The following is a 14,486-nucleotide window of genomic DNA, read 5'->3' as shown; positions in this document are numbered from 1 at the left end:
TTGTGTTTCAAAAGGGGGAAACCCTGAAAAGATTTAAGGAGGATTGCCAAAGAGCGCGACGTCCAGATCGCCAAAAACGCGACGTCCTGTCGCAAAGGCGATCCATCTACATCCATGTACAAGGCAAAGGCAATCCGCATCGCATCCAGCAATATATTCATGTAATTGATATATTAAGCGTAGTATAAAGTGTATTTTATATTATAAATTTTTTACTAGCGTTTTTTTGTGAAATGTTTTATGATGTAAAAAGTGTGTTTTTATGATTTTTTCTATGAGAATGTTCGGAAATAGAATAAAATACGATAAAATTTTAATGATTTAAATATATACATATAATTATACAATTTAGACATAAACATATTTTCTCTTAAATAAAGCGTTATCATTGTTGTGATATGAATAATAGGAATACTTTGAATACTCTTTTATTTCTTGTGTTCTTGACATGTATGATGGACGTTGTTAATCTTACTATTAATATAATTTTTAATAGGAGGAATTACAGCATATGTGGGAAACAAAATTTGCCAAAGAAGGTTTAACATTTGATGACGTACTTTTAGTACCAGCACATTCTGAAGTATTACCAAAGGAAGTAAATTTATCGGTTCAATTAACACCGAAAATTAAACTTAATATTCCAATGATTAGTGCTGGGATGGATACAGTAACTGAGGCGTCTATGGCGATTGCAATGGCACGTCAAGGTGGTCTGGGTATTATCCATAAAAATATGTCAATTGAAGAACAAGCGGATAACGTAGAGAAGGTAAAGCGTTCTGAAAATGGCGTTATTACAAATCCGTTCTTTTTAACACCAACACATCAAGTATTTGATGCAGAGCACTTAATGGGCAAATACCGCATTTCTGGCGTTCCAATCGTAAATAATGAAACAGAATTAAAATTAGTTGGTATTATTACAAACCGAGATCTTCGCTTTGTTCAAGATTACTCATTATTAATTGATGATGTTATGACAAAAGAAGATTTAATTACAGCACCTGTTGGTACAACTTTAGATGAAGCTGAAAAAATGCTACAACAATTTAAAATTGAAAAATTACCGATTGTTGATGACGAAGGTGCTTTAAAAGGTCTTATTACAATTAAAGATATTGAAAAAGTAATGGAATATCCAAATGCTGCAAAAGATGAGCATGGTCGTCTTTTAGTCGGTGCAGCTGTTGGTATTACAAAAGATACAATGGTTCGTATTGAAAAGCTTGTAAATGCACAGGTAGACGTAGTTGTAATTGATACAGCACATGGTCATTCGCAAGGCGTGTTAAACACTGTAAAAGACATTCGTGCGAAATATCCAGAACTAGCTATCGTAGCTGGTAACGTTGCAACAGGTGAAGGTGCAGAGGCATTATTCGAAGCTGGCGCAGATGTAGTAAAAGTAGGTATTGGACCTGGTTCTATTTGTACAACACGTGTTGTAGCAGGTGTTGGTGTACCACAAATTACAGCAATTTATGATTGTGCTACTGTTGCTCGTAAAATGGGTAAAACAATTATCGCAGATGGTGGTATCAAGTATTCTGGTGATATCGTAAAAGCTTTAGCTGCTGGTGGACATGTTGTAATGTTAGGTTCATTATTAGCTGGAACTTCTGAATCTCCTGGAGATACTGAAATCTTCCAAGGTCGTCGCTTTAAAGTATATCGTGGTATGGGTTCTGTATCAGCAATGGAAAATGGCTCGAAAGATCGTTACTTCCAAGATGATGCGAAAAAATTAGTTCCAGAAGGTATTGAAGGTCGTCTTCCTTATAAAGGTGCACTAGCTGATACAATTCATCAGTTAGTTGGTGGTGTTCGTGCAGGTATGGGTTACTGTGGAACAAAAGATTTACAAGATCTTCGTGAAAACGCACAATTTGTACGTATGACTGGAGCTGGCTTACGTGAAAGTCATCCACATGATGTACAAATTACAAAAGAAGCACCGAACTATTCATTACAATAAAACGTCTAAATTAACACTAAACAGTCACTCGCACTGTTTAGTGTTTTTTATATGTCTTTTTGATAACAAAGCTTTTAAAAGAGATATTATATGTTAAAATTAGCGAGAAACATCATACATATTTTGGAGGTAGAAGGGTGAAGAATTTACAGAAAAATACGATTATGCAACTAACATTATCTGTCGTAATGTTTGTAAGCATGATTCTGCTAGCAATCCCACACCAAGCAAAAGCAGCAGAAAATCTTGGTATCCATGCAAAAGCTGCTATCTTAATTGATGCAGATACGGGTAAAATACTATACGAAAAAAATGCAGGAAAATCGTTAGGTATTGCAAGTATGTCAAAAATGATGACAGAGTACATTTTATTAGACCAAGTGAAAGCTGGTAAAATTAAATGGGATCAAAAGTACAAAGTTTCAGATTACGCCTATAAAATTTCACAGGATCGTGCACTAAGTAACGTTCCATTACGTGCTGATGGTGAATATACAATTCGTGAATTATATGATGCAATGGCAATTTATTCAGCAAATGCAGCAACAATTGCGATTGCAGAAACAATTGCAGGTTCTGAAACAGAATTCTTAAAATTAATGAACAAAAAAGCAAAAGAATTAGGATTAACAAACTATGAATTCTTTAATTCATCTGGTTTAAATAATGCACAATTACAAGGTATGCAACCAGCTGGTACACCAAATAAAGGTGAAAATAAAATGTCAGCACGTTCAGTTGCATTGCTTGCATATCGTTTATTAAAAGACCATCCAGAAGTGTTAGAAACATCAAGTATTCCTTCAAAAGTATTCCGTAAAGGTACAGATGATGCGATTAAGATGGACAACTGGAACTTTATGTTAAAAGGTTTAGTATTTGAATATGAAGGCGTAGATGGTCTGAAAACAGGTACAACAGATTATGCTGGACAATGCTTCACTGGTACAGCTAAACGCGGTAATACACGTCTTATTTCAGTTGTAATGGATGCAACTGATGCAGATGGTAATAACGAAAATAAAAAAGCACGTTTTGATGCAACAAAGGCATTATTTGATTATGGATTCAACCAATTCTCAACAGAAAAAATCGTTTCAAAAGGTCAAACTTTTAAAGGGAACGAAACAGTAGCAGTTGAAAATGGTAAAGAAAAACAAGTAAAAGTAGCAGCAAAAGAAGAATTATCAATGATGGTTAAAACAAATGATGCAAAAGAATATACTGCAAATGTTGTTTTAGATAAAAAATCATTAAATGCACCTGTTAAAAAAGGTGAAGTGGTTGGACACATTGAAGTGAAAAATAAAGCTGGAAAAGATTATGGCTTTATTGATCCGAAAATTAAAGCTTTAGAGGTTGTTACAACAGAAGCTGTAGAAGAAAAAGGCTGGTTTACAAAAGTATTTAGTGCAATTGGTGATTTCTTCTCAAATTTATGGAATAAAGTGTTCTAATAAAATAAACAAAAAAGAATCGTGCCATGGCACGATTCTTTTTTGTTTATGCTTGGAAACCCCAAATATGCATTAATAAGTGAATAGATTCTTCAATTTCTTCTTCAGGAATCCCACCAAATCCAAGTAACAAACGATTTTTGTAAGTCGGATGTTCTTTCAATAAATATTGTTGAATAGAAGCAATTCGTATACCTTGTTCTAATGCAATTTTGCTAAGAGCAGTTGCATCTTTTTCATGTGAAACATGCACCATAATATGCATGCCTGCTTGTTCGCCTGATATTTTAATTTGTGGCGCATAAGCTTTTAATGTGTGCGTAATTTTTTCGAGTTTTTTTCTATAAATTTTACGCATTCGATTCAGATGTTTTGAGAAATGACCTTCATGCATAAATTGTGCCAAAGTATATTGGTCAATTCGAGGTACTGTGCACGTATAGTAGCTTTCTCGTGCTTTATAGTCAGCTAGTAATGTTTTCGGTAAAACGAAATAAGCAATCCGTAAAGATGGCATTAATGATTTGGAGAATGTACTCATATAAATTACTTTATCATCATGATCTAGACCTTGTAATGCTGCAATCGGTTTACCAGTATAACGAAATTCACTATCATAGTCATCTTCAATAATATAGTGATGAGGTGATTTCATTGCCCAATTTAATAATTGAACACGTCTGTTAGCCGATAGAATAGCACCTGTCGGGAACTGATGAGAAGGTGTAACATAAGCAATTGTAGCTTCAGATTGTTCAAGTTCTTGGACATCCATACCATCTTCATCAACAGCAATTGGTGTTGTTGGCTGATTGTATTGTGTGAAAATGTGGTGTGTCATCGTGTAACCAGGGTTTTCAACTGCATAGTGATGTTGATTTCCAAGTAAAGAAACAATCATTGGTAATAATTGTTCTGTACCAGAGCCAATTACAATTTGTTCTGGCTGACATCGTACACCACGTGATTGGTATAAATATGCCGCAATTTCTTTTCGTAAATCGTACTCTCCTTGTGCATCCCCCATTAATAATAGGTGAGCATGTTCCTCATCAATCGCATCTTTCATATATTTACGCCAAATTTTAAACGGAAACGACTGTAAATCAATTTGACCAGGATTAAAATCAATTTTCACTTCAATTTCTGGTGCATTTAATAATTTTTGAGTTTGCTCTTTATCAATATAAGCAAGTGTTTCAATGTCTTCTACAAAATAACCAACGCGTGATTTTGATAAAACATAGCCTTCAGCTAATAATTGACCATAAGCTAATTCAATTGTAGTTTGGCTAATATTTAAAAATTCAGCTAATTTTCTTTTCGAAGGTAGCTTCTCATTTGTTGCAATTTCACCGTTTACAATACTCTCTTTAATTCCTCTGTAAAGCTGTTCATATAGCGGTTCTGATGATGTCTTATCTAATTGAAACATGAGCATATCCATTGTCTTCACCCTAACTGACCTTATTAAATATATTAAAACTGAATCTTTTAAAAAGGTCAATATAAATTATTATGGGATATATAGAAAATAAAGGGAGGAATTATTCATGGTTCAATTAGGTACAGATTTAGTTAAAAGAGGTATGGCTCAAATGCAAAAAGGTGGCGTTATTATGGATGTTATTAACGCTGAGCAAGCAAAAATCGCAGAAGCTTCTGGCGCAGTAGCAGTTATGGCGCTAGAAATGGTTCCATCTGATATTCGTAAAGCAGGTGGCGTTGCACGTATGGCAGATCCACGTGTTGTTGAAGAAGTAATGAATGCAGTATCGATTCCGGTTATGGCAAAAGGTCGTATTGGTCATATCGTAGAAGCGCGTATTTTAGAGTCAATGGGTGTGGATTACATTGACGAGAGTGAAGTATTAACACCAGCAGATGAAGAATATCATTTATTAAAAAATGAATTCAGCGTACCATTCGTGTGTGGTTGTCGTGATTTAGGTGAAGCAGCTCGTCGTATTGGTGAAGGTGCTTCAATGCTTCGTACAAAAGGTGAGCCGGGAACAGGGAACATCGTAGAAGCAGTTCGTCATATGCGTAAAGTGAATGCGCAAGTAAAACAAATCGCAAATATGAGTCCAGATGAAATTATGACGGCAGCTAAAGAACTTGGCGCACCGTATGAAGTGTTATTAGAAATTCACCGCTTAAAACGTTTACCAGTAGTAAACTTTGCAGCAGGTGGTATCGCAACACCAGCAGACGCAGCATTAATGATGGAGTTAGGTGCGGATGGTGTATTCGTAGGTTCTGGTATCTTCAAATCTGAATCACCAGAAAAATTCGCAAATGCTATCGTTCAAGCAACAACACATTACCAAGATTATGAATTAATTGCGCGTGTATCAAAAGAAATTGGTACGCCAATGAAAGGTCTTGAAATTGCCTCTTTAGCTCCTGAAGCACGTATGCAGAATCGAGGTTGGTAATATGAAGATTGGTGTTCTAGCTTTACAAGGTGCTGTCGAAGAGCATATTCATGCGATTGAAGGTATTGGTGCTGAGGGAATCGCAATTAAAAATGCAGAACAATTAAATGAGATAGACGGCTTAATTTTACCGGGCGGTGAAAGTACAGCTATGCGTAAACTCATTGACTATCATGAGCTGATGCCGGCTTTAAAAGATTTCAAAAAGCCAATTCTTGGAACATGTGCAGGGTTAATTCTTTTGGCAGACTGCGTTGAAGGTTCTGAAGCACATATTGGTGGTATGAATATTTGGGTGCGTCGTAATTCATTTGGGCGACAAATTGATTCGTTCTCTACAGAATTAACAGTTCAAGGTTTAGACACACCATATGAAGCTGTTTTCATTCGTGCACCGCATATTGATCGTGTTGGTGAAGGTGTAGAAGTGCTTGCAACGTATGGTGATAAGATTGTACTTGTACAACAAGGAAATAAAATTGGATGCGCATTTCATCCTGAATTAACAGACGATTTACGCATTATGGAACTATTAAAAGAACAGATTCAGCAGAGTAAACTTGCACAACCTTCAAATGTATTGTAAAGTATGGTTAAATTAATATTTATTACGATGATAGGAAGTAGTAGCGAGTTTATTCTTTTTAAGAGAGTCAACGGTTGGTGAGAGTTGATAAAGAACCTTGTGAATCCGTCCTGGAGTTGCTCGGCTGAAATCATAGTAGGCTGTAGCCGGCTTTACATAGCCGTTATAAATTGAAGCGGATTAAGCAATTTTGTGCTTAATCAATTAGGGTGGCAACGCGGGTATGCTCTCGTCCCTTCACTATGGGGATGAGGGCTTTTTTGTGCCTTTTCCTAGAATTTATAAAGATTGCAAGTGCTATGGGCTTCATCTACATCGAATAAGGAATGGAGGAATATACATGTTAGATATTAAACGTGTACGTGCAAATTATGCTGAAATTAAAGAAAAGTTAGCGCATCGTAATGAGGATTTAGGGACATTCGATCATTTTGAAGAGTGGGATCAACAACGTCGTGAATTAATCGCAAAAACAGAAGTTCTAAAAGCAGAACGTAATAAAGCTTCTGAAGCGATTGCTCAAAAGAAACGCAATAAAGAAAATGCAGATGATGCAATTCTTCAAATGCGTGAACTTGGTGATCAAATTAAAGAATTAGACGCACAATTAAATGAGGTCGAAGAGAAATTCCATCATATGATGATGCGTTTACCAAACATCCCACATGAGTCTGTGCCTGTAGGCGAAGATGAGGACGCGAACCAAGAAGTATATACTTGGGGTGAAGTACCAACATTCGATTTTGAACCTCAACCACACTGGGACTTAGGTACAAACTTAAATATCATTGATTTCGAACGTGCTGGTAAAGTAACAGGTAGTCGTTTTGTATTTTATCGTGGAGCAGGTGCTCGTTTAGAACGTGCATTAATTAACTTCATGATGGATTATCATGCAGACAAACATGGTTATGAAGAAATGTTACCACCTTACATGGTAAACCGTACAAGCTTAACAGGTACAGGTCAATTGCCGAAATTTGAAGAAGATGCTTTCTTAATTGAAAAAGAAGATTACTTCTTAATTCCAACTGCTGAAGTACCTGTAACAAACTTCTTCCGTGATGAAATTTTAACTGCTGAAGACTTACCAAAAGGTTTTAATGCATATAGCGCAAACTTCCGTTCAGAAGCAGGTTCAGCTGGTCGCGATACACGTGGCTTAATTCGTCAACACCAATTCAACAAAGTTGAATTAGTACGTTTTGTAAAACCAGAAGAATCTTATGAACAACTTGAATTACTAACAGGTCATGCTGAAGCAATTCTACAAGCTTTACAATTACCATACCGTAAATTATTAATGTGCACAGGTGACTTAGGTTTCACTGCTGCTAAAAAATATGATTTAGAAGTATGGATCCCAACACAAAATATTTATCGTGAAATTTCTTCTTGTTCAAACTTCGAAGATTTCCAAGCGCGTCGTGCCAATATCCGTTTCCGTCGTGAAAAAGGTGCAAAACCAGAATATGTACACACATTAAATGGTTCAGGTCTTGCAATTGGTCGTACAGTAGCGGCGATTTTAGAAAACTACCAACAAGCTGATGGTTCTGTCGTAGTACCAGAAGTTTTACGTCCTTACATGGGTGGATTAGAAGTTATTTCTAACTAATATAAAAGACAACATCGCATTAATCTGTGATGTTGTCTTTTTTTGCTTTTTTCTCAGCTTTTTTACGTGCACGTAATTCTTTAAAGAAAGTCGTTAAAATACTACCGCATTCGTCAGCTAAAACACCTTCTGTAACTTCACATACATGGTTCATACGTGAATCTGTTAATAATGAATGTAATGAATGAACACAGCCTGCCTTTAGATCACGAGCCCCATATACCACACGTGGAATTCTCGATTGTAGAATTGCTCCAGCACACATAGGACAAGGCTCTAATGTTACATAAAGTGATGTATTTTCTAATCGCCAACTCTCTAGTTTTGCACATGCTTGTTGAATCGCCATTAGTTCTGCATGTGTGACAGCATTTTGTGTGGTTTCGCGTAGATTATAAGCAGAAGAAATCACTTCACCTTCATGTACGATGATTGCACCAATAGGAACCTCGCCTAAATTACGTGCTTTTTCAGCTTCTTTTAAAGCCAGTTCCATATATTGTTGATCTGTTAATTCCATATGTCACGCTCCTTGTAGCGTTATTCTAGCACGATTGTGTCAATAAAGCGAAAGGGTGTTTCTTCATGAATCTGTATGATAAAATATAAGGCACTGATGAAAAAATGAAGGGAGAACTTCCGATGCCTGTACCGTTTATCGCTGTAGAAGGTCCGATTGGTGTTGGAAAGACATCACTCTCAAATCGAATTGCTGAACATTTTGGCTATGATTTATTAAAAGAGATTGTGGATGAAAACCCATTTTTAAATAAATTCTATGAAGATATTGATGAGTGGAGCTTTCAAACAGAGATGTTTTTCTTATGTAATCGTTATAAGCAATTAAAAGACATTAAGAAAAATTCAATTAATGCGAAAAAAGAAGTTGTAGCAGACTATCATGTATTTAAAAATTTAATTTTTGCACAAAGAACGCTACAACCTTCTGAATATAAAAAGTACGAACAAATTTATGAGATTTTAATCGAAGATATGGTGACACCGAATATCGTCATCTATTTAGATGCGACAGTTGATACATTAATGAAGCGTATTGCAATGCGTGGGCGAGAATTTGAACATATGATTAAACGTGACTATATGGAGCAGTTAGTAGCAGATTATCATGTATTTATTGATCGTTTTGAACAAGAGAATCCACAGATTCCTGTGCTACGTATTAATGGTGACGCCTATGATTTTGTGAACAATGAATATGATTTACAAAAAATTCTTCAACAAGTAGAAGAATTATTAAGTAAGAGGAGCTTAAAGCAATGAATTTAAGAGAAAAATATAATATTCCATCGAATGCTGTTATTACAATTGCAGGAACAGTTGGTGTAGGGAAGTCGACAATGACGAATGCTTTAGCTGAAGCATTAAATTTCCGTACATCTTTTGAAAAAGTAGATACAAACCCATACTTAGATAAGTTTTATGATGACTTTGAGAAGTGGAGCTTCCATTTACAAATCTATTTCTTAGCAGAGCGTTTCAAAGAGCAAAAACGTATTTTTGAATATGGAGGTGGTTTTATTCAAGACCGTTCCATTTATGAAGATACAGGTATTTTTGCGAAGATGCATTATGATAAGGGAACGATGACACCAACAGATTATGAAACATACACGAATCTTTTTGATGCGATGGTGATGACACCTTACTTTCCACATCCAGATTTATTGATTTACATTGAAGGACCTGTAGAGGATATTATCGGTCGTATCGCAGAGCGTGGTCGTCCGATGGAGCAACAAACAGATCGTGCTTATTGGTTAGAGATGCATGAACGCTATGAAAGATGGATTGATAGTTTTAATGCTTGTCCTGTACTTCGATTGAATATTAATGATTATGATTTAATGAAAGACCCAGATACTGTGGAACACATTGTGGCACGTATTGCCCATTTTTTAGAGCAGACATCACATTTACGTAAATAAAAAAGAGGAATCACATCGACGTGATTCCTCTCTTTTTCTATGAAGCTTTTTTTAATCGATATTTTAACTGATTTAGTTGGAAGAATAAGAAACAACCGATGCAGAATCCAAGAATCGCAATAGAGGATGCAAGTGCAACCATGATTGTGAATGTATAACCAAGAACAGGAAGATTATATATAAAGCCGATGAAACCTATTAATAAACAAAAGATGGCAATACTTGAGTTGAATTTTTGTTGTGTCACATCTTCTGGAATGTATGAAGATGGTTCTTTCTTTAAGAAAAGACGAGCGAACTTCATAATCGGGTTAAAATTGAAAAATAGTCCAAGTACATTTGCAACTAGTGGTATAAGTAGTAATAATGGCTGTTGAAAAATCCAAGTAGCGACTGTGAATAATAAGATTGTCCATTGATTCACGCGCACAAGAGGTCTAGGGATAAATAAAGGCTTTTGCATATAACCAACCTTTCAGATAAGAATTATTTTATTTATCATAAAGGATTGAAAGACAAAAGAAAAGAAAAAATACTTAAAAAAAGCAAAAAAAAATCCGTTACATCTGTATGTAACGAAAATTAAATGGAGGAGGTAGAGGGATTCGAACCCCCGCGCGGTTTGACCCGCCTGTCGGTTTTCAAGACCGATCCCTTCAGCCAGACTTGGGTATACCTCCGAGATATAAAGTTGTTTTATCAACGTAGATTAATTTAACACGAAATAACATTATGGTCAACCATTTTCCTTAAAAAACTTTTTTACGAAAAAAATCTTATTGTAGAATAAAATTTTCGATAGCTATTAGTTGCAATTTAATTCTAGAATGAGTAAAATATGAATTACCGTGCTAGGTGGGAAGGTAGCGGTGTCCTGTAACTCGCAATCCGCTTTAGCGAGACTGAATTCCCTTAGGAGGCTGTTCGCATGTTTGGTCTGCCTCTTGCACGTAGCGTTGACGATTGGGTCCTGCGCAATGAGTTCCCATGAACCATGTCAGGTCCGAGAGGAAGCAGCATTAAGTGGATCAACTTATGTGCCGCGGGGTAGCCTAATCTGAGCTGGCGACAAGAGTAACGCTTATGTGTGACTGTCGATTAAGGGTGCATGGTATTAACCATAACACTTCAAACTCACTCGAAAATATTTCGAGTGAGTTTTTTCATTGTCAAAACGCGTATATGTTATAATCATAAGTAACGAGAATTATAAAAAAGGAGAGCGGTATCGTTGACATATCAGGCATTTTATCGAGTATATCGTCCCCAGTCATTTCGAGACATGTCTGGACAAACCCATGTAAAAAAGACATTACAAAATGCGCTTCAATCTGATCACACAACACATGCCTATTTGTTCTCTGGGCCACGAGGTACAGGTAAAACAAGTACAGCGAAAATTTTCGCTAAAGCATTGAATTGTGAACGAGCACCGATTGCAGAACCTTGTAATGAATGTGCTACTTGTAAAAGTATCACAGAAAATGCGCACCCCGATGTAATTGAATTTGATGCAGCATCGAATTCACGTGTGGAAGAAATTCGTGAGATTATTGAAAAAGTACGTTTTGCGCCAGCAAGTGCAAGATTTAAAGTATATATTATTGATGAGGTGCACATGTTATCTACAAGTGCCTTCAATGCATTGTTAAAAACATTAGAAGAACCTCCTGCACATGCAAAATTCATTTTAGCTACAACTGAACCACATAAAATACCAGCTACAATCATTTCTCGCTGTCAAAGATTCGATTTCAAAAGACTTTCTTCTATAGATATTGTAGAGCGAATGAAAGTAGTATTAGAAGATATTGAGCGCTCATATGACGAGAAGGCTTTAAAAGTGATTTCACAAGCTTCTGCGGGTGGTATGCGTGATGCATTAAGTATGTTAGATCAGGTTGTATCATTTAGTGAAAATGAAGTGAAGCTTGAAGATGCACTGTTTGTTACGGGTTCAATTAGCCAAGATATTTTTTATCGTTTAGTTGAACATATTCAACAAAAAAATGTAGCGAGTGTTTTAGGGCTATTAGAAGAGTTAATGAATGAGGGGAAAGACGCAGTTCGCTTATCAGAAGATCTCATTACCTTCTTTAGAGATTTACTTCTTATTCAAACTGCTCCTGATTTAGGTGATTTATTAGAACTTGCTTCAGATGAAGAAAAGTTTGTTCAATTAGCGAATGATTTTTCTTTAGATACCCTCTATCAATACATTGATATTTTATCGAAAACACAACAAGAAATGCGTTTTTCATTACATTCAAAAGTATATTTAGAAACAGCGTTATTAAAGATGGTTCAAACAAGTCAACCAGCGCAAGTAATGAACAATCATTCTGAACAGTCAAGTACAGTTCATTCACAAGGATTAGAAGCGAAAGTTGCTCAACTAGAGAGTTTAGTACAACAAATGCAGTCAATGGGTGGTCCTGTTGCTGTTGCAGAATCACAAACAACTTCACAACGACCACGACAAAAACCGCAAGCTGGTTTTAAAGTACCAACAGGTCGTGTAAACGAGGTACTAAAAATCGCAACGAAACCTGCTATTCAACAGATTAAAAGTATTTGGATGGATGCAGTCAACCAATTAACGAAGTCACAACAAGCATTATTAGCAGATTCAGAGCCAGTAGCGGCATCAGACGGTGTTTTTGTGTTAAAATTCAAACATGAAATACTTTGCCGAATGGCTGCTGAAAATAAAGAGTTGGCTGAGCAGTTCAAACATGTTTTAGCAGGCTTAACGAATACGTTTTATGAGATTGTATTTGTACCAGAGGATGATTGGAATCGAATTCGAACAGAATTTATTCGTAAACATAAAGAGGGTACACAATCTGTATCTGAAAATGTAAATGTCGCTGGCAATGAATCGGAAGAGCCTGTACAATCATTCTTAGATATTGAACAGCATGAAGAAGAAGTGGATGATACAGTTGTATCAGAAGCTCAAAAACTGTTTGGTAAAGATTTTATTGAAATTGAAGAATAACTAAATTTTAATTTATAAGGAGGCATTTTAAAATGCGCGGAATGGGTAACATGAATAACATGATGAAACAAATGCAAAAAATGCAAAAGAAAATGGTAGAGGCACAAGCAGCATTAGAAGCAGAGGTATTTGAAGGTACTGCAAGTAACGGTCTAGTAAAAGTCGTTATGACAGGTAAAAAAGAAGTAACAGATGTTGTAATTGATCCAGAAATCGTAGATCCAGAAGATGTTGAATTATTACAAGATATGATTATCATTGCAACAAACGAAGCAATTAAACAAGTAGATGAAAAAACAAGTTCTACAATGGGACAATTCACACAAGGGTTAAATATTCCAGGATTCTAGGAGGTCGTTCGGATGCATTATCCAGAACCGATATCCAAACTAATCGATAGTTTCATGAAATTGCCAGGCATTGGCCCGAAAACAGCCTCTCGTCTGGCTTTTTTTGTCTTAACGATGGAAGAGGATACCGTATTAACGTTTGCTAAATCTTTAGTAGATGCGAAACGTGATTTAACATATTGTTCAGTATGTGGTCATATTACAGATGTAGATCCATGCCATATTTGCCAAGATCAACAGCGCGACCGTACAATCGTATGCGTTGTGCAAGATCCCAAAGATGTGATTGCAATGGAAAAAATGCGTGATTATAACGGTTTATATCATGTGTTACATGGTGCTATCTCTCCTATGGATGGTATAGGTCCAGAAGATATTAATGTACCAACTTTAATTAAAAGATTACAAAATGCTGAAATTGAAGAATTGATTTTAGCGACGAACCCTACAATTGAAGGTGAAGCTACAGCAATGTATATATCTCGCCTAGTAAAACCTTCTGGTATTAAAACAACGAGAATCGCACATGGATTACCAGTAGGCGGAGATTTAGAATATGCAGATGAAGTTACTTTATCAAAAGCAATAGAAGGTAGAAGAGAACTCTAAGAATTGAGGCGGCGACCATTGTTCTTTAATAAACAAAAATTACGTAAAGAATATGATGAAAATCTTGTTCAGCTAATTAAGCAGACAAAACAAGAACTAGAGAATTTACAACAGATTGAAGATCTTGTAGATGACTTTAACTTGGATACTATGGTTCAAAAGAAAATAGCAGAAAGTAAATACTTCTATTTATTTAAAGAAGCAAGAATACGCCGAGTTCAAATTCGATAGTTATATAGGAAGAAATAAAGTAGTTTAGTAGTTTTTAAGATTAAACTACTTTTTCTTTTGAAAAAGTATTGCTTTATGTAAAAATAGATGTTATTATTTATAAGTCGTTAAGATGACATTGAAGAAATTAAAGAAATAATTGACTCATTCATTTTAATATGCTACAATATTTAAGTCGTATAAATATGACGAAAAAATATTTTAAAAAAGTTGTTGACTTCTAAGAAGTTATCATGATATAATGATTAAGTCGTTAAGATGACGACGGAACA

The 14,486-nt window shown here is 35.6% G+C and carries 15 protein-coding genes, 1 tRNA gene, 1 other RNA gene and 1 other annotated feature; of the genes, 13 read left to right on the top strand and 4 right to left on the bottom strand.

What is annotated here, in order from left to right; all coding sequences use genetic code 11:
• From ACKVQX_RS14395 to ACKVQX_RS14385, 3 genes are all read left to right on the top strand, one after another.
• On the top strand, positions 1–188 hold a 188-nt coding region (locus ACKVQX_RS14395; protein ID WP_409136443.1), incomplete at its 5' end, for a hypothetical protein.
• A 323-nt stretch (positions 189–511) separates the two neighbouring features.
• The gene (gene guaB, locus ACKVQX_RS14390; RefSeq protein ID WP_068456845.1) at positions 512–1,978 is read left to right on the top strand and encodes an IMP dehydrogenase; all 1,467 of its coding nucleotides are present in this window, start codon (positions 512–514) and stop codon (positions 1,976–1,978) included.
• Between the two features lie 137 nt (positions 1,979–2,115).
• Complete coding sequence (locus tag ACKVQX_RS14385; protein ID WP_068456843.1) at positions 2,116–3,435, top strand: serine hydrolase; 1,320 nt, start codon at positions 2,116–2,118, stop codon at positions 3,433–3,435.
• 46 nt (positions 3,436–3,481) lie between these two features.
• On the opposite strand, the gene ACKVQX_RS14380 is transcribed toward ACKVQX_RS14385, so the two are convergent.
• Positions 3,482–4,882 carry a PLP-dependent aminotransferase family protein gene (locus ACKVQX_RS14380; RefSeq protein ID WP_197409928.1) on the bottom strand — a complete coding sequence of 467 codons (1,401 nt, stop codon included), beginning with the start codon at positions 4,880–4,882 and terminating at the stop codon, positions 3,482–3,484.
• Between the two features lie 106 nt (positions 4,883–4,988).
• On the opposite strand from ACKVQX_RS14380, the gene pdxS reads away from it, so the two are divergent.
• From pdxS to serS, 3 genes are all read left to right on the top strand, one after another.
• Positions 4,989–5,873, top strand: a complete 885-nt coding sequence (gene pdxS, locus ACKVQX_RS14375) for a pyridoxal 5'-phosphate synthase lyase subunit PdxS (RefSeq protein WP_068456838.1) — start codon at positions 4,989–4,991, stop codon at positions 5,871–5,873.
• A gap of 1 nt (position 5,874) precedes the next feature.
• Positions 5,875–6,459: a pyridoxal 5'-phosphate synthase glutaminase subunit PdxT gene (pdxT, locus tag ACKVQX_RS14370; protein ID WP_409136442.1), complete on the top strand. Its 585-nt coding sequence runs from the start codon at positions 5,875–5,877 to the stop codon at positions 6,457–6,459.
• An 18-nt stretch (positions 6,460–6,477) separates the two neighbouring features.
• Positions 6,478–6,699: a binding site (T-box leader), on the top strand.
• Positions 6,700–6,799: 100 nt separating this feature from the next.
• Positions 6,800–8,077, top strand: a complete 1,278-nt coding sequence (gene serS, locus ACKVQX_RS14365) for a serine--tRNA ligase (RefSeq protein WP_068456833.1) — start codon at positions 6,800–6,802, stop codon at positions 8,075–8,077.
• A gap of 19 nt (positions 8,078–8,096) precedes the next feature.
• On the opposite strand, the gene tadA is transcribed toward serS, so the two are convergent.
• Complete coding sequence (tadA, locus tag ACKVQX_RS14360; protein WP_409136441.1) at positions 8,097–8,597, bottom strand: tRNA adenosine(34) deaminase TadA; 501 nt, start codon at positions 8,595–8,597, stop codon at positions 8,097–8,099.
• Between the two features lie 122 nt (positions 8,598–8,719).
• Between tadA and ACKVQX_RS14355 the strand changes: the two genes are divergently transcribed.
• Together ACKVQX_RS14355 and ACKVQX_RS14350 are read left to right on the top strand one after the other, a co-directional pair.
• The gene (locus ACKVQX_RS14355) at positions 8,720–9,358 is read left to right on the top strand and encodes a deoxynucleoside kinase (RefSeq protein WP_141274958.1); all 639 of its coding nucleotides are present in this window, start codon (positions 8,720–8,722) and stop codon (positions 9,356–9,358) included.
• Positions 9,355–10,023 carry a deoxynucleoside kinase gene (locus ACKVQX_RS14350; protein ID WP_068456826.1) on the top strand — a complete coding sequence of 223 codons (669 nt, stop codon included), beginning with the start codon at positions 9,355–9,357 and terminating at the stop codon, positions 10,021–10,023. Before ACKVQX_RS14355 ends, ACKVQX_RS14350 begins: the two co-directional genes overlap by 4 nt.
• A gap of 37 nt (positions 10,024–10,060) precedes the next feature.
• Here ACKVQX_RS14350 and ACKVQX_RS14345 read toward each other — a convergent pair whose 3' ends face one another.
• Together ACKVQX_RS14345 and ACKVQX_RS14340 are read right to left on the bottom strand one after the other, a co-directional pair.
• A complete protein-coding gene (locus tag ACKVQX_RS14345; RefSeq protein WP_068456822.1) occupies positions 10,061–10,486 on the bottom strand; it encodes a DUF4395 domain-containing protein in 426 nt (141 codons plus the stop codon).
• Between the two features lie 124 nt (positions 10,487–10,610).
• Positions 10,611–10,703 (bottom strand) — tRNA-Ser (locus ACKVQX_RS14340).
• Between the two features lie 166 nt (positions 10,704–10,869).
• On the opposite strand from ACKVQX_RS14340, the gene ffs reads away from it, so the two are divergent.
• The 5 genes from ffs (at position 10,870) to ACKVQX_RS14315 (ending at position 14,214) form a co-directional block, all read left to right on the top strand.
• An RNA gene (gene ffs / locus ACKVQX_RS14335) (signal recognition particle sRNA large type) lies at positions 10,870–11,135 on the top strand.
• Positions 11,136–11,254: 119 nt separating this feature from the next.
• Positions 11,255–13,024, top strand: coding sequence for a DNA polymerase III subunit gamma/tau (dnaX, locus tag ACKVQX_RS14330; protein ID WP_409136440.1), 1,770 nt, complete (start codon positions 11,255–11,257; stop codon positions 13,022–13,024).
• Between the two features lie 32 nt (positions 13,025–13,056).
• On the top strand, positions 13,057–13,374 hold the full coding sequence (locus ACKVQX_RS14325; protein ID WP_068456819.1) for a YbaB/EbfC family nucleoid-associated protein: 318 nt from the start codon (positions 13,057–13,059) through the stop codon (positions 13,372–13,374).
• 12 nt (positions 13,375–13,386) lie between these two features.
• Positions 13,387–13,983 (top strand): recombination mediator RecR, encoded by a 597-nt coding sequence (gene recR, locus ACKVQX_RS14320; protein ID WP_068456815.1) that lies wholly within the window; start codon positions 13,387–13,389, stop codon positions 13,981–13,983.
• A gap of 18 nt (positions 13,984–14,001) precedes the next feature.
• Entirely contained in the window at positions 14,002–14,214 is a 213-nt protein-coding gene (locus ACKVQX_RS14315; RefSeq protein ID WP_068456812.1) for a YaaL family protein, read from the top strand.
• The last annotated feature ends 272 nt before the right edge of the window (positions 14,215–14,486 follow it).

The organism is Kurthia sp. ISK08 (assembly GCF_046159805.1).
Classification (GTDB): domain Bacteria; phylum Bacillota; class Bacilli; order Bacillales_A; family Planococcaceae; genus Kurthia; species Kurthia gibsonii.
This window is presented reverse-complemented; position numbering and strand designations above follow the sequence as displayed.